Genomic DNA, 26,371 nt, shown 5'->3' with positions numbered 1-26,371 from the left:
AGGGGAGCGGGGGGCCGGGCGGTTCGTGGGCCGGGGGTTCCGGCCGGGTGCGCGGGGAGGATGGGGCATGGGCCTGATGCGGGGGCGGCTGGTCGTGGTGCAGGTGCTGGTGGTGTCGATGCTGGCGCTGCTCGCCGTACGGCTCTGGCAGGTGCAGGTGGTGCGCGGTACGGAGTACGTGAAGGCCGCGACCGAGACGCGCACGCGTGACGTCGTCGTTCCCGCGGTGCGCGGGCAGATCCTCGACGCGACGGGCCGTCCGCTGGTGCGCAACCGGACCACGCTGGTGGTCTCGGTCGACCGTACGCGCCTGAACCGGATGGCGGGCAACGGCCAGGAGGTGCTCCAGAGGCTGGCCGGCGTGCTCGGCCGCCGTCCCACCGAGCTGCGGGAGCGGATCAGGGCGTGCGGCCCCGGGATCGCCCGCCCCTGCTGGCCGGGGTCCCCGTACCAGCCGATCCCCATCGACGTCGACGTCACCACGCGCGAGGCCCTGCAGATCCTGGAGCGGCAGGAGGAGTTCCCCGGGGTCACGGCCGAGGTGCAGGCGGTGCGGGAGTATCCGCGCAAGGGCGCGGGCGCGCAGGCGCTCGGCTACCTGCAGCCGATCACGCAGGAGGAGCTGGACAGGCGCGACGGTCTCAGGGCGGCGTTCTCCGGTGTCGACCTGGTGGGCAGGGACGGCCTGGAGTCGGTCTACGACGTGCCGCTGCGGGGGACGCCGGGGATGCGGCGGGTGCAGGTCGACCGGCTGGGCAAGGTCATCGGGGTGGAGCGGCACGTGCCGCCGGTCCCGGGCGACACGCTCATCACCAGCATCGACGCCAGGGTGCAGACCCTGGCGGAGAAGGCGCTGGCCGAGGCGATGAAGGGCGCGCCCAAGGCCGACGGGGCGGCGGCGGTGGTGCTGGACGCGAGGACCAGCCGGGTGATCGCGCTGGCCAGCGCGCCGACGTACGATCCGGCGGTCTGGAGCGGGGGCATCTCCGAGACGGAGTACCAGCGCCTGCTGTCCGGCAAGACCGGCAAGCCGCTGGTGTCGAGGGCGATCAAGGGCGAGTTCGCGCCCGGTTCGACGTTCAAGGTGTCGTCGGTGGCGGCGATGCTCAGGGACGGCTACCCGCTGCACGGCAAGTACGACTGTCCGGGGTCCTTCATGGTGGGCGACCGGCCGTTCAACAACTTCCGCGGCATCGGGCTGGGCGTCCTCGACCTGCACATGGCGCTGGTGAAGTCGTGCGACACGATCTTCTACCGGGCGGCGTACGAGCAGTGGCTGCGCGACGGCGGGCTCAACCCCAAGGGGAGGCCCAAGGAGCCGATGGCGAACATGGCGCGCGCCTACGGGTTCGGCCGTCCCACGGGCATCGACCTGCCGGGCGAGTCACCGGGCAGGATCCCCGACCGGGCGTGGAAGAAGGCGCTCTGGGCGGTGACCAAGGAGGACAACTGCAAACGGTCCAAGACCGGCTATCCGGAGGTGGCCAAGAGCAGTCCCAGCAGGGCCGCGTTCCTCAAGCGGCTGGCGTACGAGAACTGCCTGGAGGGATACCAGTGGCGGCCGGGTGACGCCGCCAACTTCTCCATCGGGCAGGGCGACGTGCTGGTGACGCCGCTGCAGCTGGCGGCGGCCTACGCGGCGCTGGTCGGGGACGGCAAGCTGCGCAGCCCCCGGGTGGGCTGGGCGCTGGTGCGTCCCGACGGCACCAAGGTCAAGGAGATCAAGGTGCCGGTGGTGGGCAAGCTGCCGATCACGCGGGAGGAGCGGGCCTACATCAAGGGCGCGCTGAGCGAGGTCGCCTCCGACGGCACCGCGGCCGGGGCCTTCTCCGGGTTCCCCATGGACAAGGTCAAGATCGGTGGGAAGACCGGCACCGCCGAGGTCTACGGCAAGGCTGACACGTCCTGGTTCGCCTCGTTCGCCCCGACGGACAAGCCGAGGTTCGTGATCGTCGCCATGGTGTCCCAGGGCGGGATGGGCGGTCAGACCGCGGCTCCGGCGGTACGGAAGATCTACGAGGGCATCTACGGCTTCAAGCCCGACGGGAAGCCGTCCTCCTCGGCCCTGCCGGACGGGCGTCCGGCGAGGGCGCTCCCGGTGATCGCCAAGGACGGGACGGTGTCGCGATGACGACCTCGACGACGCCGGTGGCGCCGGTGCCCGTGCGGGAGGGAACATTCGCGCGGGTGTCCACGGGCGTGCCCGGCGCGGTGTCCGTGGCGGTGTCCGTGGTGGTGTCCATGGTGGTGTCCGTGGCGGTGTACGTGGTGGGGCTCGCGGGGGCGCCGGTGGTGACGTCCGCCGGGGAGGCGGCGTGAACCGGGCGGCCGCGCCACCGAGGGCGTCCCTGGCCGGCCGGACGGTGGCGGTCGCCTCCACGGTGGGCCGGATGGACGGGCTGATGCTGGTCGCCGTCGCCGCGCTGGCGGTGATCGGCACGATGCTGGTCTGGTCGTCGACCAGGACGTGGGCGGCCGGTTCCACGGGACTGGTCAAGAAGCACATCCTCAACCTCGTCATCGGTGCCGTGCTGGCCGGTACGGCCGCGATGGTGGACCACCGGGCGCTGCGGGTCTTCGCGCCGCTGATCTACGGCGCGACGCTGGTCGGGCTGATCCTGGTGATCACGCCGCTCGGCAGCACCGTGAACGGCGCCCACTCGTGGATCATGCTGGGCGGCGGTTTCGCGTTCCAGCCGTCGGAGTTCGCCAAGCTCGGCCTGGTGCTGATGCTCGCCATGCTGCTGGCCCAGCCCGTCAGGGGCACCGACCGGCCGCGCGGCTTCGACGTCGTGATCGCGCTGGTGGTGTCCATGTTCACCATGGGCCTGGTGATGCTCCAGCCCGACCTGGGCACCACGATGGTCATCGGAGTGATCACCGCCGGCACGATCGTCGTGGCGGGGGTCCGCAAGCGCTGGATCGCCGGGCTCACCCTCAGCGTGATCGGCGCGGGGGTGGCCGTGTGGTTCCTCGACGTCCTGGAGCCGTACCAGATCGCCAGGTTCACCGCGTTCCTCAACCCGGCCAGCGATCCGCGCGGCGTCGGCTACAACAGCACCCAGTCGCTGATCGCTATCGGGTCGGGGGAGGTGTTCGGCAAGGGGCTCTTCGGGGGTGGCCAGACCACCGGCCGTTTCGTGCCCGAGCAGCACACCGACTTCATCTTCACGGTGGCGGGGGAGGAGTTCGGTTTCCTCGGCTCGGTCACCGTGGTGGCGCTGCTGGGGGTGATCCTGCTGCGCGGGGTGCGGATCGCGCGCGAGTGTGACGACCGGTTCGGCGCGCTGATGGCCGGTTCGATCGTGTGCTGGCTGGCCTTCCAGTCGTTCGTCAACATCGGGATGACCATCGGGATCATGCCGATCACCGGCCTTCCCCTGCCGTTCGTCTCCTACGGCGGCACCGCCACCTTCGCCAACATGATCGCCTTCGGCCTGCTCCAGGCGATCCACATGCGCAGGCAGCCGCTGCGGTGACCGTTTCCGCGCCTGTACCGCGTTCGCACCGCCCGTGAGGAGCCGTGTCACCGGCCCGGCTCGCCGTGAGCGGGCGACGACCGCCTGTGGCACCCTCTCCAGGCGGATATTCTTGGTGGCATGTCTGTCGAGTCGCTGTTTCCCCGCCTGGAAGCGCTCCTGCCCAGGGTGCAGAAGCCGATCCAGTATGTCGGAGGTGAGCTCAACTCGACCGTCAAGGACTGGGACGAGGCCACGGTCCGCTGGGCGCTGATGTATCCGGACGCCTACGAGGTCGGGCTGCCCAACCAGGGCGTCCAGATTCTCTACGAGATCCTCAACGAGCTGCCGGAGACGCTGGCCGAGCGGACCTACGCGGTCTGGCCCGACCTCGAGGCGCTCATGCGATCCGAGGGCGTGCCCCAGTTCACGGTCGACGCGCACCGGCCCGTACGGGCGTTCGACGTGCTCGGGCTCTCCTTCTCGACCGAGCTCGGCTACACCAACATGCTGACCGCGCTGGATCTGGCGGGCATCCCGCTGGAGGCGGCCGACCGGGGCGAGGACGACCCGATCGTGCTGGCCGGCGGTCACGCGGCGTTCAACCCCGAGCCGATCGCCGACTTCCTCGACGCCGCCGTGCTGGGCGACGGGGAGCAGATCGCCATCGCGATCACCGAGGTCATCCGCGAGTGGAAGGCCGAGGGCAGGCCCGGCGGGCGCGACGGGCTGCTGATGCGGCTGGCCGAGTCCGGCGGGGTCTACGTGCCGAAGTTCTACGACGTCGACTACCACGCCGACGGCCGGATCCAGCGCGTCGCGCCCAACAGGTCGGGCGTGCCGTGGCGGATCCACAAGCACACCGTGATGGACCTGGACGAGTGGCCCTACCCCAAGAAGCCGCTGGTCCCGCTGGCCGAGACCGTGCACGAGCGGTTCAGCGTGGAGATCTTCCGCGGGTGCACCAGGGGGTGCCGGTTCTGCCAGGCCGGCATGATCACCCGTCCGGTGCGCGAGCGCTCGATCACCACGATCGGCGACATGGTCGAGGCGGGCGTCAAGGCGTCCGGCTTCAACGAGGTCGGCCTGCTGTCGCTCTCCTCGGCCGACCACTCCGAGATCGGCGAGGTCGCCAAGGGGCTGGCCGACCGCTACGAGGGCACCAACACCTCCCTGTCGCTGCCCTCGACCCGGGTCGACGCCTTCAACATCGACCTGGCCAACGAGTTCTCCCGCAACGGCCGCCGCTCGGGCCTGACGTTCGCTCCCGAGGGCGGTTCCGAGCGGATGCGCAAGGTGATCAACAAGATGGTCACCGAGGAAGACCTGATCAGGACGGTCAGCACCGCGTACACCCAGGGCTGGCGGCAGGTGAAGCTCTACTTCATGTGCGGCCTGCCCACCGAGGAGGACGCCGACGTCCAGGGCATCGCCGACCTGGCCAAGAAGGTCATCAAGGCGGGCCGCGAGGCCACCGGGTCGCGCGACGTGCGCTGCACGGTCTCCATCGGCGGTTTCGTGCCCAAGCCGCACACCCCGTTCCAGTGGGCCGGTCAGGCCGACCACGAGACGGTCGACCGCAGGCTCAAGGCCTTGAAGGACGCCCTGCGCGGCGACCGTGACTACGGCCGGGCCATCGGCCTTCGCTACCACGACGGCAAACCCTCGATCGTGGAGGGCCTGCTCTCCCGGGGGGACCGCCGGGTCGGGAAGGTCATCCGCGCGGTGTGGGCGGGGGGCGGCCGGTTCGACGGCTGGAGCGAGCACTTCTCCTACCAGCGCTGGATGGACGCCGCCGCCGAGGTCGGCGTCGACGTCGACTGGTACACCACGCGCGAGCGCGAGGAGAACGAGGTCCTGCCCTGGGACCACCTCGACGCCGGTCTCGACCGCGAGTGGCTCTGGCAGGACTGGCAGGACGCGGTCAACGACGTCGAGGTCGAGGACTGCCGCTGGACCCCGTGTTACGACTGCGGCGTCTGCCCCACGATGGGGACCGAGATCCAGATCGGGCCCACCGGGAAGAAGCTGCTGCCACTGACGGTTGTCTGAGGTGGGCGGTGCGTGAGCACCGCTCCCTTCGAAACGACGACCACGACTTGGGAAGGACGACACCACCCTGAAACCCGCTCCCGACGGGCCGCCGCCCGCGCCCGTGGTGCAGCGCCTGCGCGTGCGCTACGCCAAGCGCGGCCGCCTGCGCTTCACCAGTCACCGCGACATCACCCGGGCCCTCGAACGGGCGGTCCGGAGAGCCGACGTCCCGGTGGCGTTCAGCGCGGGCTTCTCGCCCCACCCGAAGATCTCCTACGTGGGAGCGGCCGCCCCCACCGGGGTCGCCAGCGAGGCCGAATACTTCGAGATCAGCGTGACGCGCGAGTGCGACCCCGAGCGGCTGCGAGCCGCCCTGGACGCCTCGCTGCCGCCCGGTCTCGACGTGCTCGACGTCGTCGAGGCGGGCTCCGCGAGCCTGGCCGACCAGATGGAGTGCTCGGCGTGGGAGTTGCGGCTGCCAGGAGCCGATCTCGCCCTCGCCGGGGCCGCGGCCGAGAAATTCCTCGCCACGGACCACATCGAGGTCGAACGCCTTACGAAGAAGGGGATGCGCCGCTTCGACGCACGTGAAGCGGTGCTGAGCCTCGGGGTATTTGAGAGAACTGAGACAACAGCAGGTCAGGCGTCCAGTCAGCCATGTGTCATACTTCGCATGGTTGTACGGCACGAAACTCCTGCCGTTCGACCCGACGACGTTCTCACTGGACTGCGTCTTGTGGCTGACTTCGCGCCGCCGGTGCCCCCCGAGGTGACCAGGCTGGCGCAGGGCCCGCTGGACGTTCACACCGGTGAGCCCGCCGATCCGTTCGGCCTGGACCGCGACATCACGCGCGGCGGCGAAACGGAACCGGTGGGCAGGCACGTCGGCGGCGACATATAGGACTTGGCGCCGGGCCCCAGGCCTGGCGGACAGTGAGAGACGAGAGCTCCCGCGCGGCGCGGAGACGCGCCCGGGAGCTGAACGGGAGAGCGCCCGCATGCTCGACAACGAGCCCATCGCCGGGGTGAACACCCCTGGCGGGGATACGACGACAGAAGACACCCGGCCACCGGCGACCCGCCGCAGGGCCGCGAGCCGGCCCGCCGGACCTCCGCCGGAGGAACCGGAGCCGGCCCCCGTGGTGACGGCCCCACCCGCGCCGGTCGCGGAGACCGCGCCGCCCGCGCCTTCCGCGCCGCCCGCGGCCTCCGACGCGCCCGCGGCGGAGCCGCCGGCCGAGGAGCCGGAGCCCGCGGTGGCGGCCCCCAAGCGCGCCGGCAGGCGCAAGACGGCCGCGGCGGACGGTACGACCACCACCACGCGGCGTAGCCGTGCGAAGAAGCCGCCGGCCGAGCCGGTCGTCGAGGCCGCAGAGCCAGCAGAGCCCGCAGAGCCCGCAGAGACGGGGCCCGCTCCGGTCGCGGAGACGGTGGCGCCCGCGGCACCCGCGGCGGCGCCGCCCGCCGCCGTGCCGGACCCCTTCGCCATCCCCCGGCCTTTCGCCGAGGCCGGGACCGGCGGAGCCGAGCCCGCGCCCCAGGAGGCGCCCGCCGCTCCCGCCAAGCGCACCCGTACGCGCAAGAAGGCAGCCCCGCGCGAGGCGCCGCAGGCCGAGCGGAGCGTCTCCGACGTGTCCCCGGCCGACGCGGAGGAGATCGAGGCGGAGCTGCTGCTCGACCTGCCCGCCGACGAGCCGCTCGACGACGAGCCCGCGGGCGAGGACATCGTCGAGGAGCGGTCCGTCCTGTTCGCCGACCCCTTCGGGCTGGCCGGCCAGGAACGTTCCGAGGTGCCCTCGGTGACCTTCCAGGCGCCCGCCGCGGTGTTCCAGCCGCTGTTCCAGGCCCCCGACCCGCAGCGGGCCGCCCAGCCCGCCGCGCGTCCCGCGCCGGTCCAGCCCGCCGCGCCGGAGCCCGAGCCCGCCGAGACGAAGGCCGAGAAGGTCGACAGGGCCGAGAAGGCCGAGCTCGTCGAGGAGATCGAGGACGACGACTCCGACGGCGACGACGACGCCAGCGGCCGCCGGCGCCGGCGCCGCAGGGGCGGCCGGGGCCGCGGCAAGGCACGCGACCTCGACGAGACCGAGGAGACCGAGGCCGAGCAGGACGACGAGGAGCGGCCCGAGGCCGAGCAGGACGACGACGACTCCGAGAGCGGCAGCTCGCGCCGGCGTCGCCGCAGGCGGCGCAGGGGCACCGACGAGCCCGGCGACGTCCCGGACGACCCGCCGAACACGGTGGTGCGCATCCGCGCGCCCCGCGCCGGGCGCAGCACCTCGGTGGACGAGGTGCAGAGCGTGCGCGGCTCGACCCGCCTGGAGGCCAAGAAGCAGCGCCGCCGCGAGGGCCGCGAGCTCGGCCGCAGGCGTCCGCCGATCATCACCGAGTCGGAGTTCCTGGCCCGCAGGGAGTCCGTCGAGCGCATGATGGTCGTCCGCCGCACCGGCGGGCGCACCCAGATCGCGGTGCTGGAGGACAACGTCCTCGTCGAGCACTACGTCAACCGCGAGGCGAGCCAGTCGTACGTGGGCAACGTCTACCTCGGCAAGGTGCAGAACGTCCTGCCGAGCATGGAGGCGGCGTTCGTCGACATCGGCAAGGGCCGCAACGCGGTCCTGTACGCCGGTGAGGTGAACTTCGACACCGCCGGGCTGGAGGGACAGCCCAAGCGGATCGAGGTGGCGCTGAAGTCGGGCCAGTCGGTGCTGGTGCAGGTCACCAAGGACCCGATGGGCCACAAGGGCGCCCGCCTGACGAGCCAGATCAGCCTGCCGGGACGTTACCTGGTCTACGTGCCCGACGGCTCGATGACCGGCATCAGCCGCAAGCTCCCCGACAAGGAGCGGACCCGCCTCAAGAGCATCCTGAAGAAGGTCATGCCGGAGAACGCGGGGGTCATCGTCCGTACGGCCGCCGAGGGCGCGTCGGAGGACGAGCTGGCCCGCGACGTGGCCCGGTTGTCGGCGCAGTGGGAGAACATCCAGCGCAAGGCCAAGTCGGCCAGCGCGCCCGAGCTGCTCTCCTCCGAGCCCGACCTGACCGTCCGGGTGGTCCGCGACGTCTTCAACGAGGACTTCGCCTCGCTCGTCGTCGCGGGCGACGTGTGGGAGACCGTCGACGAGTACGTCCGCTACGTCGCCCCGCACCTGGCCGACCGCCTCAGCAGGTGGGAGGAGGGCGGTGACGTCTTCGCCGCGTACCGGATCGACGAGCAGATCGCCAAGGCGATGGAGCGCAAGGTCTGGCTGCCCAGCGGCGGCTCGCTGGTGATCGACAGGACCGAGGCCATGACCGTGGTCGACGTCAACACCGGCAAGTTCACCGGCCAGGGCGGCAACCTCGAGGAGACCGTCACCCGCAACAACCTGGAGGCGGCCGAGGAGATCGTCCGCCAGCTCAGGTTGCGCGACATCGGCGGCATCATCGTCATCGACTTCATCGACATGGTGCTGGAGAACAACCGGGACCTGGTGCTGCGGCGGCTGCTGGAGTGCCTGGCCCGCGACCGTACCAAGCACCAGGTGGCCGAGGTGACCTCCCTGGGCCTGGTCCAGATGACGCGCAAGCGGGTCGGCCAGGGTCTCCTGGAGGCCTTCTCGACCGTCTGTGAGTGCTGCAACGGCCGTGGCCTGCACGTCTCGTCCGAACCGGTCGAGGGCAAGCCCGAGCCGCGCGGCACCCAGGGCAAGATGGCCGTGGAGAAGGCCGTCGCGGAGAAGCTCGGCAAGGACGGTAACCACGCGGTGGCGGCCGGTGACCCCTCAGGCCGTGATACGGTGACCGATGCGCTTGACGGAGTCCAGCACGAGGACGGTCAAGCAGCACAGGCTTCTGGCCGGGGGCGGAGACGCTCCCGCAAGGCCAGGCCGGCCGATTAGACCCCGTCCCGCACAGGGCCGGGGCCGAAGGTAGACCCCGTCCCACACAGGGACGGGGCCGAAGGCCGGCACCCCCGACGTTCCGCCCGGTTCGACCAGGACACCGTCAATCCGGTACCCTGGTGAACCGGTGCGCTCATGGCGCGCCCTGTTCGCGCGCCTACCCGGTACGTCATCAATGACCACAGCCGGATGCGGGGCGCAGCATCCAGCGAGCAAGCAGTCAGAAGAAGGGTTCCGCGGTGTACGCGATCGTTCGTTGCGGCGGCAGGCAGCAGAAGGTCTCCGTCGGTGACGTCCTTGAAGTGGACAAGGTCGCCGGCGAGGTCGGTTCCACGGTTTCGCTGCCGACGGTCCTCGTCGTCAACGACGGCGACGTGACCACCGAGGCGGGCAAGTTCACGGTTGCCGCCGAGATTCTCGGTGAGACCAAGGGTCCGAAGATCCGGATTCTGAAGTACAAGAACAAGTCGGGGTACAAGAAGCGCCAGGGTCACCGCCAGCGGTACACCCAGGTGAAGATCACCGGCATCGACCAGGCCTGAGTTTCGGGAGTTTTGCGAGATGGCACACAAGAAGGGCGCGTCGTCCACTCGGAACGGCCGCGACTCCAACGCCCAGCGGCTCGGTGTGAAGCGCTTCGGCGGTCAGCTGGTCAACGCCGGCGAGATCATCGTTCGTCAGCGCGGCACCCACTTCCACCCCGGCGACAACGTCGGCCGTGGAAGTGACGACACGTTGTTCGCGCTGGCCGCGGGCCACGTTCTGTTCGGTGTCAAGCGCGGGCGCCGCGCGGTGAGCATCGTCCCGGTCGCGGAGTAGATTCGCGCCGACAGACGTTACGGCAGGGGTGGATCGCATTCATGCGGTCCACCCCTGTTCGTGTTTTCAGCAGAAGTTCCCGTAGATAGAGGTAGGAAAGTAGACATGCCGGACTTTGTGGACCAGGTGGTCCTGCACATCAAGGCCGGTGACGGGGGAAACGGCTGCGCCTCTGTCCATCGGGAGAAGTTCAAGCCGCTGGGGGGCCCGGACGGAGGCAACGGCGGCCGGGGCGGTGACGTGATCCTGGAGGTCGACGCCAACACGGCGACCCTCCTGGAGTATCACCGCCGCCCGCACCGCAAGGCCGACAACGGCAAGCAGGGCCAGGGCGCCAACCGCGACGGCGCCAACGGCGGCGACATCATCATCCCGGTGCCCGACGGCACCGTGGTCAAGAACGCCGACACCGGCGAGGTCCTGATCGACCTGATCGGCGCGGGCACCCGTTACGTGATCGCCGAGGGCGGGCACGGCGGGCTCGGCAACGCCGCCCTGGCCTCCGCCAAGCGCAAGGCCCCCGGTTTCGCGCTGCTCGGCGAGCCCGGCGACGAGGTCGACGTCATGCTGGAGATGAAGAGCGTCGCCGACGTGGCGCTCGTCGGCTTCCCCAGCGCGGGCAAGTCCTCCCTGATCGCCGCGCTCTCCGCCGCCCGCCCGAAGATCGCCGACTACCCGTTCACCACCCTGGTCCCCAACCTCGGGGTGGTCACCGCGGGCGAGACGATCTTCACCGTCGCCGACGTGCCCGGCCTGATCCCCGGCGCCTCGCAGGGCAAGGGCCTGGGGCACGAGTTCCTGCGTCACGTCGAGCGCTGCAACACGCTCGTGCACGTGATCGACTGCGCCACGATGGAGCCGGGCCGTGACCCGATCAGCGACTACGAGGCCATCGAGGCCGAGCTGGCGGCGTACGGCAAGCTGGAGGACCGGCCGCGCCTGGCGGTGCTCAACAAGTCCGACGTGCCCGACGCCCGCGAGCTGTCCGACATCGTGGGACCGATGCTCGAGGAGCGGGGCCTGCGGGTCTTCACGATCTCCGCGGCCACCCACGACGGGCTCAAGGAGCTGACCTACGCCATGGGCGAGATGGTCGCCGCCGCCAGGGCCGCCGCTCCCGTCCTGGAGCCGACCCGCCTGGTCATCAGGCCCAAGCAGCACGGCGACGCGGGATTCGCCGTCCGCAGGGTCGACGAGCGCACCTTCCAGGTCACCGGCGTCAAGCCGGAGCGGTGGATCCGCCAGACCGACTTCACCAACGACGAGGCCGTGGGTTACCTGGCGGACCGGCTGGAGCGGCTCGGCGTCGAGGAGGAGCTCACCAAGGCCGGGGCGAAGGCCGGGGCCGAGGTGATCATCGGTTCCATGGAGAGCGGCTACATCTTCGACTGGCAGCCGACGCTCAACGCGGAGGCCGTGCGCCAGGGGCCGCGCGGCTCCGACAACCGGCTCGGTTAGCGGGATCGTCCCGGCGGTGCCGCTCCCGACCCCGCCCGTCCGGGCGGTTCGGATAGCCTGCCCTTCCAAGTGATCATCTTTGAGAGGTGCGTGTCGTGGACTCTGCGCGCGAACGGATCCGTACGGCTTCACGCCTCGTCGTGAAGGTGGGTTCGTCCTCGCTCACCACCCCGCAGGGAATGATCGACGTCGACCGGGTGGACGCCCTGGTCGACGTGCTCGGCGCCCGGCGGAAGGCGGGCACCCAGATCGTGCTGGTCTCCTCCGGCGCGATCGCGGCGGGTCTCGGCCCGCTGGGCCTGCCCACCAGGCCGCGCGACCTCGCCACCCAGCAGGCCGCCGCCTCGGTCGGCCAGGGCGTGCTGGTGGCCCGCTACACCTCCTCCTTCGCCCGGTACGGCCTGCGGGTCGGCCAGGTGCTGCTCACCGCCGACGACATGATGCGCCGCTCGCACCACGTCAACGCCGAGCGCACGCTGGCCCGGCTGCTGGAGCTGGGCATCGTCCCGGTGGTCAACGAGAACGACACCGTGGCCACCGACGAGATCCGCTTCGGCGACAACGACCGGCTCGCCGCGCTGGTCGCCCACCTGACCCGGGCCGACGCGCTGGTGCTGCTGTCGGACGTGGACGCCCTCTACGACGGCGATCCCCGCCGTCCCGGTGCCCGCAGGCTCGCCGAGGTGCGCGGGCCCGAGGACCTCGTCGGGGTCGAGCTGGGCAAGGGCGGCGCGGTCGGCACCGGAGGCATGATCACCAAGGTCCAGGCCGCCAAGATCGCCACAGGGGCGGGTGTGCCCGTGGTGCTGACCGCCGCCGCGCACGCCGCCCAGGCCCTCGCGGGGACCGACGTCGGCACCTACTTCCACCCCGGCGGGCGCCACCCGGGCACCCGCCTGCTCTGGCTGGCCCACGCCACCACCGGACGCGGCCGTCTCCACCTGGACTCCGGCGCCGTCGAGGCGGTGGTGAGCCGCCGCAAGTCGCTGCTGCCGGCCGGGGTCACCTCCGTCGAGGGCGAGTTCGCGGCGGGCGATCCGGTGGACCTGTGCGGGCCGCTCGGCCGGGTGGTCGCGCGCGGCCTGGTCAACTTCGACGCGACGGAGATTCCCGAGCTGCTGGGACGCTCCACCCGGGAACTGGCGGCCAGCCTGGGGCCCGAGTACGAGCGAGAGCTGATCCACCGCGACGACATCGTCATACTGGAATCCCACAACTAGTTCTTTTGGAGCGCGAGATGTCCGAGGACTTCCTGAAGGTTGCCCTGGCGGCGAAAGAGGCCGCCGCCGAGCTGGCCCCGCTGCCGAGGGCGCCGAAGGACGCCGCGCTCCGGGCGATGGCCGACGCGCTCGTGGCCGCGTCCGCCGAGATCGTCGCGGCCAACGCGCTCGACGTGGAGCGGGCCAGGGAGAGCGGGATCTCCGAATACATGATCGACCGCCTCAGCCTGAACGAGGCCAGGATCGAGGCGATCGCCGAGGCGGTCCGCGAGGTCGCCGACCTTCCCGACCCGGTCGGCGAGGTGATCCGGGGCAACACGCTGCCCAACGGGCTGGAGCTGCGCCAGTTGCGGGTCCCGCTCGGCGTGATCGGCATCATCTACGAGGGCCGCCCCAACGTGACCGTGGACGCCGCGGCGCTCTGCCTCAAGAGCGGCAACGCCACCCTGCTGCGCGGCTCGTCCAGCGCGTACGCGTCGAACACGGTCCTCGTCAGGATCATGCAGGAGGCGCTGGCGGGCACCCAGGTGCCCGCCGGGGCCGTCCAGCTGGTCCCCGGGCAGAGCCGCGACTCGGTCAAGGAGCTCATGCGGGCCCGCGGCCTGGTCGACGTGCTGATCCCGCGCGGCGGCGCCTCGCTGATCAACTCGGTGGTGGAGGAGTCCACCGTCCCGGTGATCGAGACCGGCGTGGGCAACTGCCACGTCTACGTCGACGCCGACGCCGACCAGGACCTCGCGATCCAGATCCTGCTCAACTCCAAGGTCCAGCGGCCCTCGGTGTGCAACTCCGCCGAGACGCTCCTGGTGCACGCGGCCGTGGCCGACGCCTTCGTGCCGCGCGCGCTGGCGGCGCTGGCGGCGGAGGGCGTCACGGTGCACGGTGACGCGCGCGTCGCGGCGTACGGCGACGTGGTGCCCGCCGAGGAGGAGGACTTCCGGATGGAGTACCTCTCGCTGGACATCGCCGCCGCCGTGGTCGACTCGCTGGAGGACGCGGTGGCGCACATCAGGAAGTACGGCTCGGCCCACACCGACGCGATCGTCACGCGCTCGGTCAGCGCCTCCCGCAGGTTCGTCGCGCTGGTCGACTCCGCGGCCGTGGCGGTCAACGCCTCGACCAGGTTCACCGACGGCGGGGAGTTCGGCTTCGGCGCGGAGATCGGCATCTCCACCCAGAAGCTGCACGCGCGCGGTCCCATGGGCCTGCCGGAGCTGACCTCGACCAAGTGGGTCTACACCGGCGAGGGCCACCTGCGCACGGCCGAGGGCACGGTCCTCGCCTCGCCGGAGGCCGCCTCCCGGTAGTTCCTCGCGGTGGGGGCCTCCCGGGTGTCGCATGTGCCGTGGGCCGGCGGCACCCGGGGTGTCCCGTTTCGCGGGTGCTCGGGTGCTCGGGTGCCCGGGTGCCGGTTCCGCCGGAGCCCGGGGCGACGCGGGCCGCCGATGTCCTCGTTCGGCACGCGGGGGTCCTGCCCGAGCCCTATGGTGTAGCCGGCACTCCAACGATTCGTCGGGTCTCGCTCGGCGCCCGTCTCCGGTCGCCGAGCGTTACGGCGTGTCGCTCCGTGTAATCGCGGTAGTCAGTGGTTTGACTGGATTCCATGGAAATCGTCGTTGTGTTCCTTTTCATAGCTATCGTCCTCTTCAGTGCTGACCGGTTGCTGTTGCTGCTGGAGAGCCGCGGGCACGTCAACTGGCGCCGTACCGGACGCCGGGACCTGTCGGCGGAACCCACCGCGAACCTCGACAGCCTGCTGGAAGACCCGGACCGCGGGCCGGTGCGCCGGCCCTGAGACGTCCCGCCCGTGGCGTGGCCCGAGCCCGGCGGGCCCCGTGGCCGCGGAACGTCCCGCTTTCCCGGATCTTTCCGGGAGTCCGGCGTGCCATCGGGAAAACGTCACACTCGCCCGCTATGGTGTGGTCTCCTATGGCTGGAGAGCAGGGAAGCGAGCGGGAGTGAGCGACCCGATAGGCGCAGCGGTCCCTGACCCATGTGGCCGACGCAGGAGGTCACGTGGGTCGTCTCGGGCGGGTCGGTCCCTACACGTTGCTGGAGCGTCTCGGCCGTGGGGGAATGGGCGAGGTCTACCTCGCCTCCAGCCGCCGGGGTGACAACGTCGCGCTCAAGGTGCTCCACGACGTCCACGACGCCGGCTCAGAGGCCCGGGTGCGCCTGGAGCGAGAGGTCCGCGCCCTCCGCAGGGTGGAGAGCCCCTACGTCGCCCGCGTCGTCGACGCCGACCTCGACGGTGACCGGCCCTACCTGGTCATGGAGCACATCGAGGGAGACACCCTCCTGGAGCGGGTGCGCCGCGACGGCCCCCTGCAGGACGGTGCCCTGCTCAGCGTCGCGCAGGGGCTGGCCGTCGCCCTGTCGATCATCCACGCGGCCGGGGTCGTGCACCGCGACCTCAAACCGGCCAACGTGGTGGTCGACGGAGACGACGAGCCCGTCCTCATCGACTTCGGCATCGCCCACGTCCTGGACGCCACCCGGCTCACCCTGACCGGCACCTTCCTGGGCACCCCCGGCTACGCCGCCCCCGAGCTGTTCGCCGACGAGCACGTGGGCGAGCCCGCCGACGTGCACGCCTGGGCGGCCACGGTGGCCTTCGCCGCGACCGGCCGCCCCACCTTCGGCGGGGGCACCGTCGAGGCGCAGATGTACGCGATCCTCAACGGCCAGGCCGACCTCGAGGGTGTCCCGGCCGCCCTGCTTCCGCTGGTCCGCGCCGCCCTCCACCGCGAGCCGGCCAAGCGCCCCACCGCGGCGCTCCTCACCGGCCGCCTGGGCCGCCTGGCCCGCGTGATCCCGTCCGAGGCGGGGGCGGCCCGGAAGCCGCCGGCTCCGGCGGGGGAGAGAACCGGCCCGGCCAGGAAGCAGGAGAGCCGCTCCAAGCCCGCCGCCAAGGGTGAGGATCCCGCCAGGGGTGGCAGGGCCGCCAGGGCGGAGACCGGCAGGGGACGGCCGCCCGCCCCGGCGGACGGCGCGGTGCGGGCGCCCCGGCTCCCGGCCGGTGCGGAGGGCACGCCACGCGGCGGTCGGGCGGTGCCCGCCGGTGAGGCGGCCCGTGCGGCGCGGGCGCTCCCGGTGGCGGGTGAGACGTCCCGCGGCGGCCGGACGTCCGCCGCGGTCGGTGAGGCGTCCCGTGGCGGGCGTCCGGCCGCGGTCGGTGAGGTGTCCCGGGCAGGCCGGGTTCCCGCGGCCGCCGAGACGTCCCGCGGCGGGCGTCCGGCCGCCGCGGCCAGGACCGTCCGGCGCCAGGCGGGCAAGGGGAGGGGCGGCGCGGCCGGGGAGCTCCGGGGCGAGGGCAGGGCGGGGCCGTTGCCGGCGGGTAACGCGGCGCTGCTCCTGCTGGCCGTCCTGGCCGTCCCGTGCGTCGTGGCCACGGCCATCTGGCCGCCGGCCACCTTCGCCGTCACCGGGTTGTTCGCCACGCTGGCCCGTACGCTGTGGGTCGGTCACTGGCTGGTCAGGAAGCGCAAGTCGGTCAGGACCCGGGCGATCCTGCGGGTGCTGGGGTTCCCGCTGACCTTCGCCGCCTCGCTGCTGGCCGCCCTCGTGTGGCCGGGGCTGCCGGCCGCGGCCCTCGCCGGGTGCGCGCTCTGGCTGACCCTCGGCGGCTCGCTGCCGCCCGACTGGTGGGCGCATCCCGCCCCGGTCGCCGTCGCCGGCGTCGTGTTCGGCGTCGTCTGCGGAGGCATCCTCGGCAGGGAGATCGAGCGGATCGGCGCCGAGCTCGTCGAGCTCCGCAAGGAGGGGTTGCGCGCGCTGGCCGTGCTGGGCGGGTTCGTCGCCCTGTGCTCCGCGGCCGTACGCGCGATCGCCCTCCTCGTATAGGGATTCGGTCCGGGGCGCCACAGGGGAGGACCCCTGTGGCGGGATTCGGCAGAGGTTAGGCGACCTTGGCCGAGGTGGCGGTCCAGGTGTTGCAGGAGGCCGGGTCGCCGGTGGTGTAACCGGCCTTCGTCCAGGCGGCGCGGTTGCCGCCCTTTCCGTAGGTCCGGGGCCGGCCCTTGACGTCCCCGCTGCCTTTCAGGATGCGCAGCAGCTCGTTCCAGTCCTTGGTCCCCCGCTCGAGGGAGGGCCAGACGCTCCGGATGAACACACCGCTCAGGCAGTCTTCCTGAAGGTTGATGCGGCGACTCTGCTCGTTCAGCTCGTTCTTGTTCGCGTACGGGGCGTCCTGGTACGCCTTCTCGATGCCGGTGAGCAGCGTCAGATGCGCGGCGTAGAGTGCGCCCGTCGCGTGAAGCAGCGAGAGGTCGTCGACATCGGCGAGCCAGTTCCGGCCGATTTGCATCGTCATCGTCCGCGACTGGCTGCAGTAGTACAGCTGTGAGTCCTCCTTGAGATTCACATCGTCACCGCAGTAGCGCGCGGGCATCTTGTTGACGACACGAAGCCTGGGCTTGCCGAACGGTAGCTCCGCCGCCCTGAAGTGCGCCCCCCACGAGGCGTCCATGCATTTGGTGACGCCCGCGATGTACCGCCGGACCAGTGTCCGGTCATTGTTCTTGATCGGCGGCTCGGCGCACCTGGTCCCGGCGAGCTTGCCGGAGTCGTAGAGGGTGTTCTCCGTCAGAACCGGATCCTCGATCGGGTAGGCGTGCGCCGTACCCGTGAGGAAAAGCCCGGCCGCACCGGCCATAGCAGTGATCATTCGAATTCTCATGAGGCAGGATAATAGGACAATTTCTGCTCATGGATGATCTGCATGAAAAAGGGCCCGGAAACAGTTGCCCGGACCCTTTCGGTGGAACTTTCCGTTAATTTCCATCGCGGCGGGAGAAGCGATTGAAGATGCGCTCTCCGGCGTTGACGGCGCCTTCGGCCACGTCGCGCAGGACGCCGATGAACGGGTCCTGGGACTGCGACCAGGAGTCGCGGTAGGAGCGGGCGGCGGCCCTGATCTCCTCGGAGATCTTCGCGTTGGCGTCGTCGGCGCGGCGGGGGTACTCCCCGGCGATGATCGTGTCGTACTCGCCGCCGCGGCGCCACTTGTCGAGTTCGGCGACGCGGGAGACGGCGAACGGGTGGGTGGTGCCCAGCAGGTTGAGGACCTTGAGCAGGCCGTCACGGACGTCGCCCGCCGTGTCGTACTCCCGCGCCTGGTCGAGGAAGGCCTCGATGTTCATCTCGTGCAGGCGCGAGCCGCCGGCGAGCTTCATCAGGGCGCGCAGCGCCGCGTCGGAGTCCTGGCCGCAGAGCAGGCCGCCACGGTCGGCGGACAGCTCGGACTTGCGGTGCCACTCCTCCAGGCCGGCCACGATCGCGCGCAGGCCGATGTAGCCGAGGGGAATCCAGGCCACGCGGGTGGCCAGCCGGGTCAGGATGTCGAGCATGGTGCGGTAGACCGCGTGGCCCGACAGGATGTGGGCGGTCTCGTGGCCGATGACGAAGCGCTGCTCCTCCTCGTCCATCAGGTCGAGGAGGCCGGTGGTGACGACGATGAACGGGTCGTCGAAGCCGATCGCCTTCGCCTGCACCAGCGGGCTCTGCTGCACGTAGACCTCGGGAATGCGATGGAGGTCGAGCGTGTAGGCCGCGTCGCGGCCCATGTCGTGCAGGGCTCGGAACTGGGTGTCACTGGTCCGCACGGCCGAGGCGAGGTAGATCAGGCGCAGGCGGCGCTCGCTGACCAGGCCGGACATCTGCTTGAGCACCGTGTCGAAACCGCTGAGCGACCGGAGGGCGACCAGCGCGGACCGATCGGCAGGATGTTCGTAGGCGCGCGAGCTGATGCCGGGAAGCTGCACGCGGTGGCGATCCGGGGTGGTGGTCATGTCCGGCATGCTACGTCGGGTCCGCCTGCCACGCGCGGGGGGTGGTTAAAAGCTGTGTACGGCTTGCACGTATGGTCCGTTTCATGATGAACGCGCCTACCGGCAAGGGGAAGCGACGTCTGGGCGTCATGGGCGGGACCTTCGACCCGATCCACCACGGTCACCTGGTCGCGGCCAGCGAGGTCGCCCACCACTTCGATCTCGACGAGGTGGTCTTCGTGCCGACGGGACAGCCGTGGCAGAAGGCAGACAAGATCGTCTCGGCCGCCGAGGACCGCTATCTCATGACGGTCATCGCGACCGCCTCCAACCCCCGGTTCTCGGTGAGCCGCGTCGACATCGACCGCCCGGGGCCCACCTTCACCATCGACACGCTCCGGGAGATCTCCGCCGCCTGGGGGCCCGACGTGGATCTCTACTTCATCACCGGCGCCGACGCCCTCGCCCAGATCCTGAGCTGGCGCGACGTCGACGAGCTGTTCACCATCGCGCATTTCGTGGGGGCCACCAGGCCCGGCCACGTCCTGCACGACCCCGGCCTGCCGGAGGGCAAGGTCAGCCTGGTGGAGATCCCGGCGCTGGCCATCTCGTCGTCGGAGTGCCGCCAGCGGGTGGCCTCGGGGGAGCCCATCTGGTATCTCGTCCCCGACGGCATCGTCCAGTACATCAACAAGCGCGGCCTGTACGGGGACACGCAGCCATGAGCAGGTCAAACGCTACGCCTCCTTCGCCGCAGGGAGGGCACATCGGCGAAAAGGGCCGTCCACCGCGAGACGCGCCCGATCATCGGGACCCGGCCACAGATGGGCGTACGTCGACAGGGTGATCGTCGGGCTTTTGCGGCCAGGCGACGTCTGGACCGTTTCCACACTCTCGCCGAACCGGATCGGCGCCGAGGCGTAGGTGCGCCGGCCGATGTGCAGACCGGTCCGCGGCGGAAGCCCCACCTTCTCCACAGCCGGCTGTTCAGCAGGCGTCCTGTCCCTGAGACGTCGCTCCGGCCGCGGCTTTCCCCGCGCGCAGTGGTACGAGGCCGTACATGGTGATACCCCTGAGTCGATTTGCGACAATTGACCAAGTATGAGTGCTTTTGATGTCTAATGTCGGGTATTTCTTCTCCGCTGAGACAACGGCGGCCCCGCTGCTTCGACTCCTGCCGATGCGACGGACCGCACGACCAGCAAAGGAGATGACTGCCATGTCCACGAGAATTCGCCAGGCGATCGTCGTCGCCCTCGCCGGTGTCGCGATGATCGGCAGCGGCACGATGAACACGGCCTCGGCCGGCACGGCGTCCACGAAAACGGCGGTAGCCGATGCCTCACACCGCGCGGCGACGACAATCCAGCTTCACGCCAAGCCCTGCCACAAAGACAGAAGCTGCAAACAGGGGTACAGCGCCGGATACAGCGCAGGGAGGGCCTCCTGCAGCTCTGACCGGAGATCCCGTTCATGGCAGGGTAGCCGCGGTTTTGGGAGGTTCCAGCGCGGATTCGACATGGGGTTCGATCGTGCCCGTTCTAGATTCTGCTGATGAAAAGTAGGTACCAGGAGTTCAAGGGAGGGGTGCGGCTTCACCTGCACCCTTCTCTTTGACACTGGTGGCCCCTGACTTTCCCTCCGGGGAGTCGGGGACCGCCGCTGTTCCGTCCCTGCCCCTGGGGTGACGTCCAAGGATGTTCACGCCGGGACGGAAGATCAGAAGGGCGCGGGGACGTGCGCTCCGTATCCCGTCCCTCATGGGCCTCGGGTCTTCGAGCATCCACCAGGGCCCGAAAGCAGCTCAGCAAGTGAGCATCTGAGGTTGAAGGGCGGGTGTTACGACGGGGTGCGGTTGCGGGTGACTGCTGAGGTGTTTGCTATGCCGGAGGTATGAGATATCCCGAAGGGGGCGGTCTGACCGCCGGGGAACGGGCCGAACGCGAGCGGTTGCGATTCGAGGCCGCTGAGTTGTTCGCCCAGGGGGTGTCGGCGTCGGAGGTGGCGCGCCGATTCCGGGTGACGAGGATGTCGGCCAACCGCTGGTATCGCAGCTGGCAGGCCGATGGCGTCGAGGCGCTGGCGTCCAAGGGGCCGGGCGGGGAGAGGTGCCGGTTGGATGAGCGGCGTTTGGAGCGGCTGCGGACGGAGCTGGAGCGAGGGCCGGCCGCGCACGGCTTCACCGAGGATCAGCGCTGGACCCTGGCACGGGTCGCCGACCTGATCGCGGTCTTGTTTCACCTCCGCTGCACCCTGCGCGGGGTGTCGTATCTGCTGCATCGGATGGGCTGGACGCCGCAGGTGCCGGTGCAGCGGGCCGTCGAGCGCGACGAGGGGGTGATCGAGTCGTGGGTCGCCGAACGCCGCTCACCTCCAGTCAACCTCAGATGCGGCTCAGACGAAGGGCTCGCCGGACAGCCGGCATGGTGTTGCCGGCGCAGGCGTTGTCAGGCGTAGGCCTCGCGGCCACCGATCTCCACAACGGTACGGTCCCCGTACCCCGTGATCTCCGGCGAGCGGGTCTGGGCGGGCCTGAGCGGTGTTCTCGCCGGGCGGACCGGCAGGGCGGGACGGCAGGGCGGACCGGCAGGGCCGGGCGGGAGCCGAGGGCCGGCGCGGAGAGTGGCCGGAGCGATGGATGATGAAAAATCCTGTTAACCACCGTGATCTGGTGAAATGCCGCAGGTGAGAACGTGTTCCGATGAAATTCGCTATGATTCGGGAAGTTTGCGTGGGGCGAGTATCCGCAGCTCACCCGGCATGATCGTCGAACGGCCCGGCCGGTGCCCGTCCCACCCGAGATCGACAAGCGCGGTCCCGACCGCGGAGGACGCCCCTGATCAGGCCGCCAATTCGTTTGCGGCGCGGAATCGGGTGGCACACGATAGGCGTTGTTCAAAAAGGTGGCTCTTCAACGAGCACCGAATCGGGCACCCTGATAGGTGACAGCGCCGACTAGCAGGAGGACTGACCCACACCGTGACAGCAACCGACAGATCCGTCCAGCTCGTCAGGCTCGCCGCCGAGGCGGCGGCCGACAAACTGGCCGATGACATCCTTGCCTACGACGTGAGCGACCAGCTCGTCATCACCGACGCGTTCGTGCTCTGCTCCGCCACCAACGACCGTCAGGTCCGCGCCATCGTCGACGAGATCGAGGACCGGCTGCGGATCGAGGCCGACGCCAAGCCCGTCCGCCGCGAGGGCGAGCGCGAGGGCCGCTGGGTCCTGCTGGACTACATCGACATCGTCGTGCACGTCCAGCACGAGGAGGACCGCACCTTCTACGCGCTGGAGCGCCTGTGGAAGGACTGCCCCTCCATCGCGCTGCCGGACAGCGTGACCCAGGTCGCCGCCCAGCGCGCCCGCGGGGCGGTAGCTGAGTGAGTCGTCGCGTCGTCTGCCTCAGGCACGGCCAGACGCTGTGGAACGTCGAGCACCGCTTCCAGGGTCACAGCGACATCCCCCTTGACGAGACCGGGGTCGCGCAGGCCGCCCGCGCGGCCTCGCTGCTCGCCGCGCTCCGCCCCACGATGATCGTCTCTTCCGATCTCCAGCGGGCCTTCGACACCGCCTCGGCGCTGGGCCGCGTCACGGGCCTGGACGTCACCGTCGACAAGGACCTGCGCGAGCGGGGCGGAGGCCAGTGGGAGGGGCTCACCCGGGAGGAGATCTCCGAGAGGTGGCCCCGGGAGTTCACCAACTGGGAGGCGCCGGGCGGTGAGGCTGTCGGCGACGTCGCCGACAGGGTCTCCTCGGCCGTGCGCCGCTGGGCGGCGGAGATCGACTCCGACGGCCTGCTGGTCGTCGCCTCGCACGGGGCGGCGATCCGGCTCGGCATCGCCAAGCTCATGAACCTGCCGCAGGAGCTCTGGCCCGCCCTGGGCGGTCTCGGAAACTGCTCGTGGTCGGTGCTGGAGGAGGCGCGCAAGGGCTGGCGCCTGCTCGAGCACAACGCCGGGACCCTGCCCGAGCCGGTCAGCAGCGACGACAACCCCGAGGTCACCCAGGATTGACCTTCGAGCGGCGCGGCTTGCGCCCCGGTGGCGGGCGCGGGCCGTGTGGCCGTCGATTAGGTGAACTCGCGGGTGTCCTTATATGCTTCCCGAGCGCCGCGACGAGAGCACTCGAAGCGGTGACCAGGGGCTATGGCGCAGCTGGTAGCGCGCCTCCATGGCATGGAGGAGGTCTGGGGTTCGAATCCCCATAGCTCCACGTCGGGCCGTTCTCCGGACGGGCCCGAAGGACGTCGCCGAGATCCCGTCCGATCACCTCGATCGGGCGGGATCTCGGCGTTTCCGGCCGCGGCAACGGCGGCGGTCTTTTCCGGCCTGGCAACGGCGGCGGTCGTTTTCCCGGCCCGGGAACGGCGGCGGTCGTCCTCCGGGGCACGGGAACGGCCGTGGTCACCCGGTCCCGGGCCGGTCGTAGATCCCGGCCACCGCCCGCGCGGTCTCCGCGACGAGGTCGCGCAGCTCCGCCGGGGCGACGACCTCCAGATCCGCGCCGAAGCGCAGGAATTCCGCCAGCGCGTGCTGCGGGGACTCGACCGGGACCGTGAGCCGCGTCCAGCCCTCGTGGTCCGGGGCTTCCGCGGTGGCCTCGGCGGCGCGCAGGACGGCCGGGCGGACCATGTCCGCCAGCCGCTGCATGCCGAACGGCGAGAGCCGGATGACGGCCTCGCCCCGCAGGAGCCGCGCCTCGAACTCCTCCAGGGCGCCGTTCCAGTGGGCGGCGAGATCGAAACCGGCGGGCCGCTCGAACGGCTCCCGGAGCGCGGGAGGTTCCAGGATCTGCGAGACCCGGTAGGAGCGCACGTGCTCGCCGCCGCGCGCGACGAGATACCAGCGGCCCGCCTTGAGGACCAGCCCGTACGGCTCCAGCGTGCGGACCACGTCCTGGGGGGCCTTCCAGCGGTGGTAGCGGATCTCCAGGCGGCGCTCGTTCCAGACGGCGTCGGCCACCGCCGCCAGGTACGGGGTTTCGTCGGCGCCGTGGTACCAGCCGGGGGCGTCGAGGTGGAATCGCTCGCGGATCCGCCCGGCCCTGTCCCTGAGCTCGGCCGGGAGCGCCGCCATCAGCTTGAGTCCCGCGGCCGTCACCACCGAGCCCAGGCCGAGCTCCGCGGCGGGACCCGGCATGCCCGCCAGGAACAGCGACTCCGCCTCGCCCGCGGTCAGCCCGGTGAGGCGGGTACGGTAACCGTCGAGCAGCCGGTAACCGCCGGAGGGGCCCGCGTCGCCGTACAGCGGCACGCCGGCGGAGTGGAGCGAGTCCACGTCGCGGTAGACGGTCCGGACCGAGACCTCGAGTTCGGCCGCCAGTTCCCGGGCGGTCATCCTGCCGCGGGTCTGCAGGAGCATCAGCAGGGAGATGAGACGGCTCGCGCGCATGTCACGAATTATCCGGCGAGGGTGTGGAAACGGATTCCCGGCTCGCCCTTGCCGCGCCGGCCGCGCCTCCTCCGTCTGGATGCGAGGCCGGCACGGTAGGGCGAGCCGGGAACCATGGACGCGGGTGACGTCCGCGCTCCTCTCCATGATCGATCAGTCGGAGTAGCGAAACAGCTCGTTTTAGTCTTACTTAAGGCGGGTTTACGGATGACCTAACCAACGCCCGGGTGGCCCTTCCCCGGGTTCCCCGGCCCCCGTACCGGCGTACGGCGTGCTCCTCGGCCCGGCGGCCCGGGGCGCAGGTCTCTCAGCGCGCCGCGTTCCTGCGCGGCCAGCGGCCGCCGACCAGGCGCCGGGCGGTACGCGGGGGCCGGTCGTGCCGATCGGTGCGGAACCAGAGCTGGACCCTGGCGCCGCCGAGGGAGGAGGCGTCGATCCGCAGCGTGCCGCCCGAGGACTCCGCGAGCCTGCGGGCGATGTCCAGGCCGAGCCCGGTGGATCCCGCCCCGCTGGCCCCGCGCCGCAGCGCCGCCTCGGGATCGGGGATGCCGGGACCGGCGTCGGCGATCAGCATGCCGACGGTGCCCGCGCCCTGGTGCAGGGTCACCGTGAACGCCGTGCCCTCGGGGGTGTGCCGGAAGACGTTGCCGAGCAGGGCGTCCAGCACGGCGCTGAGCTCGGCGGCCGCGACCGGGACGCGCGCGGGGGCCGAGGCGCCGATCAGCTCCCACGGGCGCCGCTGGTCCTCGGCGAGCGCGGACCAGAAGGTCAGCCGTTCGCGCAGCACTTCGGCGGCGTCGCAGTGCACGAGTTCCGGTGCGCGGGAGGGCTGCCTGGCCGCCGCGATGATCTGGTCCACCTCGGCCTCCAGGCGGCCCAGCGCGCTCCTGCTCTGCTCGGCCTCGGGTCCCAGGTGGTCCAGGCTGAGCCGGAGCGCGGTGAGGGGGGTGCGCAGGCGGTGCGACAGGTCGGCGGCCATCTCCCGTTCGGCGGCCAGCAGCTGGGTCACGCGGTCGGCCATGCTGTTGAACGCCTCGCCGGCCGCGACCAGCTCGGGCGGGCCCTCGGGCTCGATGCGGACGCTGAGGTCCCCGGCGCCCAGGGCGCTCGCCGCCCGGCCCAGCCGCCGGGCCGAGCGCACCACACGTACCCCCAGCCGGTCGCCGACCAGCAGCGATCCGGCGACGAGCACCGCCGCCACCCCGCTCAGCACCGCCCACGACGAGGCGACGCCCCGGGTGAGGTCCGCCGACGGGATGAAGATCTCGATGACCACGGTCCTGCCTCCGTCCAGGGCGACGGGGCGCAGCAGGAGGTAGCCGGTGTCCATCTCCGCGGTGATGGCCCGGGTGAGCCGGGAGGCCGCGGCCACGGTCTCGGCGGGGGCCCTGACGGTGCCGGCCGAGCCGCCGCCGGGCAGGTGGACCGCGATCCGGTCCCGCGCGCCGGTGCTGAGCAGCGCGTGGGTCAGCCGGTCCGGATCGACGGTGATGGCCAGCACCGGGACCAGCGCCGACGCCTGCCGCTCCGCCTCGGCCATGGCCCGGCCGTGGGCGATCTCCCTGACGATGAGCCCGAGCGGTATCAGGAAGGCCAGGGCGACCATCGAGGTTCCCGCGACGGTGAGCAGGGCCAGGGTCCGCCTCACGGCGGTGTGATCAGCATGACCCCCACGCCGCGTACGGTGTGCAGGTAGCGGGGGGAGGACGCGCTCTCGCCGAGCTTGCGCCGCAGCCAGGACAGGTGGACGTCGATCGTCTGGTCGTCCCCGTAGGACTGCTGCCACACCTCGGTGAGCAGTTCCTTGCGGGAGACCACCCGGTCGGCGCGGGCGGCGAGGTAGGCGAGAAGGTCGAACTCGCGCCTGGTGAGGGTGAGAGGGACGCCGTCCAGCCCGGCCTCGCGCCGGTTGAGGTCCACCGACAGCGCGCCGACGCACAGTACCGAGGGCGGGGTCGCGCTCCGCGCCCGGCGCAGCACGGCGTCCAGACGGGCGTTCAGATGGTCGCCGGAGAACGGCTTGACCAGGTAGTCGTCGGCTCCCGCCTGGAGCAGGCGGACGATCTCCGCCTCGTTGTCCCTGGCCGTGGCCACGATGACCGGCACGCTGGAGACGCTGCGGACCATCTTGAGCGCCTCCGCCCCGTCCAGGTCGGGCAGGCCGAGGTCGAGGACCACCGCGTCCGGAGGGTTCTGGGTGATCTCCCTCAACGCGTCGAGGGCACGCCCCGCGCTGCGCACGGCGTGCTGGCGCCTGCTGAGTTCCTGGATGATCGCGGATCGTACGTACTCGTCGTCTTCGACCACCAGAACCGTCGCCATGCCACGTAACGGTAGTGA

General features: G+C 71.0%; 23 protein-coding genes and 1 tRNA gene. 18 read left to right on the top strand and 6 right to left on the bottom strand.

The window, feature by feature from the left end:
* Positions 1-67 precede the first annotated feature (67 nt).
* From mrdA to AB0F88_RS14425, 13 genes are all read left to right on the top strand, one after another.
* Positions 68-2,131, top strand: a complete 2,064-nt coding sequence (gene mrdA, locus AB0F88_RS14485; RefSeq protein ID WP_362682440.1) for a penicillin-binding protein 2 — start codon at positions 68-70, stop codon at positions 2,129-2,131.
* The gene (locus AB0F88_RS14480) at positions 2,128-2,319 is read left to right on the top strand and encodes a hypothetical protein (protein ID WP_362682437.1); all 192 of its coding nucleotides are present in this window, start codon (positions 2,128-2,130) and stop codon (positions 2,317-2,319) included. The genes mrdA and AB0F88_RS14480 overlap by 4 nt, the downstream gene beginning before the upstream one ends.
* Positions 2,316-3,479: a rod shape-determining protein RodA gene (rodA, locus tag AB0F88_RS14475; protein ID WP_362682434.1), complete on the top strand. Its 1,164-nt coding sequence runs from the start codon at positions 2,316-2,318 to the stop codon at positions 3,477-3,479. The genes AB0F88_RS14480 and rodA overlap by 4 nt, the downstream gene beginning before the upstream one ends.
* 120 nt (positions 3,480-3,599) lie before the next feature.
* Positions 3,600-5,510, top strand: coding sequence for a TIGR03960 family B12-binding radical SAM protein (locus AB0F88_RS14470; protein ID WP_362682431.1), 1,911 nt, complete (start codon positions 3,600-3,602; stop codon positions 5,508-5,510).
* A 103-nt stretch (positions 5,511-5,613) separates the two neighbouring features.
* A complete protein-coding gene (locus tag AB0F88_RS14465; RefSeq protein WP_362682428.1) occupies positions 5,614-6,393 on the top strand; it encodes a TIGR03936 family radical SAM-associated protein in 780 nt (259 codons plus the stop codon).
* A 97-nt stretch (positions 6,394-6,490) separates the two neighbouring features.
* Entirely contained in the window at positions 6,491-9,370 is a 2,880-nt protein-coding gene (locus AB0F88_RS14460; RefSeq protein ID WP_362682425.1) for an Rne/Rng family ribonuclease, read from the top strand.
* A 242-nt stretch (positions 9,371-9,612) separates the two neighbouring features.
* On the top strand, positions 9,613-9,915 hold the full coding sequence (gene rplU / locus AB0F88_RS14455) for a 50S ribosomal protein L21 (protein WP_030924785.1): 303 nt from the start codon (positions 9,613-9,615) through the stop codon (positions 9,913-9,915).
* Positions 9,916-9,934: 19 nt separating this feature from the next.
* Positions 9,935-10,192, top strand: a complete 258-nt coding sequence (gene rpmA / locus AB0F88_RS14450; protein WP_030924780.1) for a 50S ribosomal protein L27 — start codon at positions 9,935-9,937, stop codon at positions 10,190-10,192.
* A 105-nt stretch (positions 10,193-10,297) separates the two neighbouring features.
* Positions 10,298-11,650: a GTPase ObgE gene (gene obgE, locus AB0F88_RS14445; RefSeq protein ID WP_362682422.1), complete on the top strand. Its 1,353-nt coding sequence runs from the start codon at positions 10,298-10,300 to the stop codon at positions 11,648-11,650.
* A 95-nt stretch (positions 11,651-11,745) separates the two neighbouring features.
* Positions 11,746-12,870 (top strand): glutamate 5-kinase, encoded by a 1,125-nt coding sequence (proB, locus tag AB0F88_RS14440; protein WP_362682419.1) that lies wholly within the window; start codon positions 11,746-11,748, stop codon positions 12,868-12,870.
* A 17-nt stretch (positions 12,871-12,887) separates the two neighbouring features.
* A complete protein-coding gene (locus tag AB0F88_RS14435) occupies positions 12,888-14,177 on the top strand; it encodes a glutamate-5-semialdehyde dehydrogenase (RefSeq protein WP_362682416.1) in 1,290 nt (429 codons plus the stop codon).
* Positions 14,178-14,473: 296 nt separating this feature from the next.
* On the top strand, positions 14,474-14,665 hold the full coding sequence (locus tag AB0F88_RS14430; protein WP_362682413.1) for a hypothetical protein: 192 nt from the start codon (positions 14,474-14,476) through the stop codon (positions 14,663-14,665).
* A gap of 221 nt (positions 14,666-14,886) precedes the next feature.
* Positions 14,887-16,713: a protein kinase gene (locus AB0F88_RS14425; RefSeq protein ID WP_362682410.1), complete on the top strand. Its 1,827-nt coding sequence runs from the start codon at positions 14,887-14,889 to the stop codon at positions 16,711-16,713.
* A 55-nt stretch (positions 16,714-16,768) separates the two neighbouring features.
* Here AB0F88_RS14425 and AB0F88_RS14420 read toward each other — a convergent pair whose 3' ends face one another.
* Both AB0F88_RS14420 and AB0F88_RS14415 read right to left on the bottom strand, forming a co-directional pair.
* Positions 16,769-17,548, bottom strand: a complete 780-nt coding sequence (locus AB0F88_RS14420) for a neutral zinc metallopeptidase (protein ID WP_362682407.1) — start codon at positions 17,546-17,548, stop codon at positions 16,769-16,771.
* Between the two features lie 94 nt (positions 17,549-17,642).
* Complete coding sequence (locus AB0F88_RS14415; protein ID WP_362682404.1) at positions 17,643-18,668, bottom strand: M48 family metallopeptidase; 1,026 nt, start codon at positions 18,666-18,668, stop codon at positions 17,643-17,645.
* 74 nt (positions 18,669-18,742) lie between these two features.
* On the opposite strand from AB0F88_RS14415, the gene nadD reads away from it, so the two are divergent.
* The gene (gene nadD / locus AB0F88_RS14410; RefSeq protein ID WP_362682401.1) at positions 18,743-19,363 is read left to right on the top strand and encodes a nicotinate-nucleotide adenylyltransferase; all 621 of its coding nucleotides are present in this window, start codon (positions 18,743-18,745) and stop codon (positions 19,361-19,363) included.
* Positions 19,364-19,625: 262 nt separating this feature from the next.
* Here the strand turns inward: nadD and AB0F88_RS14405 are convergent, their stop codons facing one another.
* Positions 19,626-19,958 carry a hypothetical protein gene (locus AB0F88_RS14405; RefSeq protein ID WP_362682398.1) on the bottom strand — a complete coding sequence of 111 codons (333 nt, stop codon included), beginning with the start codon at positions 19,956-19,958 and terminating at the stop codon, positions 19,626-19,628.
* Between the two features lie 573 nt (positions 19,959-20,531).
* Between AB0F88_RS14405 and AB0F88_RS14400 the strand changes: the two genes are divergently transcribed.
* The 4 genes from AB0F88_RS14400 (at position 20,532) to AB0F88_RS14385 (ending at position 22,853) form a co-directional block, all read left to right on the top strand.
* Positions 20,532-21,095: a winged helix-turn-helix domain-containing protein gene (locus AB0F88_RS14400; RefSeq protein WP_362682395.1), complete on the top strand. Its 564-nt coding sequence runs from the start codon at positions 20,532-20,534 to the stop codon at positions 21,093-21,095.
* Between the two features lie 522 nt (positions 21,096-21,617).
* Positions 21,618-22,025: a ribosome silencing factor gene (gene rsfS / locus AB0F88_RS14395; RefSeq protein ID WP_350973855.1), complete on the top strand. Its 408-nt coding sequence runs from the start codon at positions 21,618-21,620 to the stop codon at positions 22,023-22,025.
* Positions 22,022-22,654 (top strand): histidine phosphatase family protein, encoded by a 633-nt coding sequence (locus AB0F88_RS14390; RefSeq protein ID WP_362682391.1) that lies wholly within the window; start codon positions 22,022-22,024, stop codon positions 22,652-22,654. The genes rsfS and AB0F88_RS14390 overlap by 4 nt, the downstream gene beginning before the upstream one ends.
* Positions 22,655-22,780: 126 nt before the next feature.
* Positions 22,781-22,853, top strand: a tRNA-Ala gene (locus AB0F88_RS14385).
* 191 nt (positions 22,854-23,044) lie between these two features.
* Here the strand turns inward: AB0F88_RS14385 and AB0F88_RS14380 are convergent.
* From AB0F88_RS14380 to AB0F88_RS14370, 3 genes are all read right to left on the bottom strand, one after another.
* Positions 23,045-24,031 (bottom strand): YafY family protein, encoded by a 987-nt coding sequence (locus tag AB0F88_RS14380; protein WP_362682388.1) that lies wholly within the window; start codon positions 24,029-24,031, stop codon positions 23,045-23,047.
* A 307-nt stretch (positions 24,032-24,338) separates the two neighbouring features.
* Positions 24,339-25,679 (bottom strand): ATP-binding protein, encoded by a 1,341-nt coding sequence (locus tag AB0F88_RS14375; protein WP_362682385.1) that lies wholly within the window; start codon positions 25,677-25,679, stop codon positions 24,339-24,341.
* Positions 25,676-26,353, bottom strand: coding sequence for a response regulator transcription factor (locus AB0F88_RS14370; protein ID WP_362682382.1), 678 nt, complete (start codon positions 26,351-26,353; stop codon positions 25,676-25,678). The genes AB0F88_RS14375 and AB0F88_RS14370 overlap by 4 nt, the downstream gene beginning before the upstream one ends.
* Positions 26,354-26,371 lie beyond the last annotated feature (18 nt).

Source organism: Streptosporangium sp. NPDC023963, assembly GCF_040639135.1.
Taxonomy (GTDB): Bacteria; Actinomycetota; Actinomycetes; order Streptosporangiales; family Streptosporangiaceae; genus Streptosporangium.
Note: the sequence above shows the minus strand (reverse complement) of the source record. Positions and strands in the feature narration are given on the sequence as shown.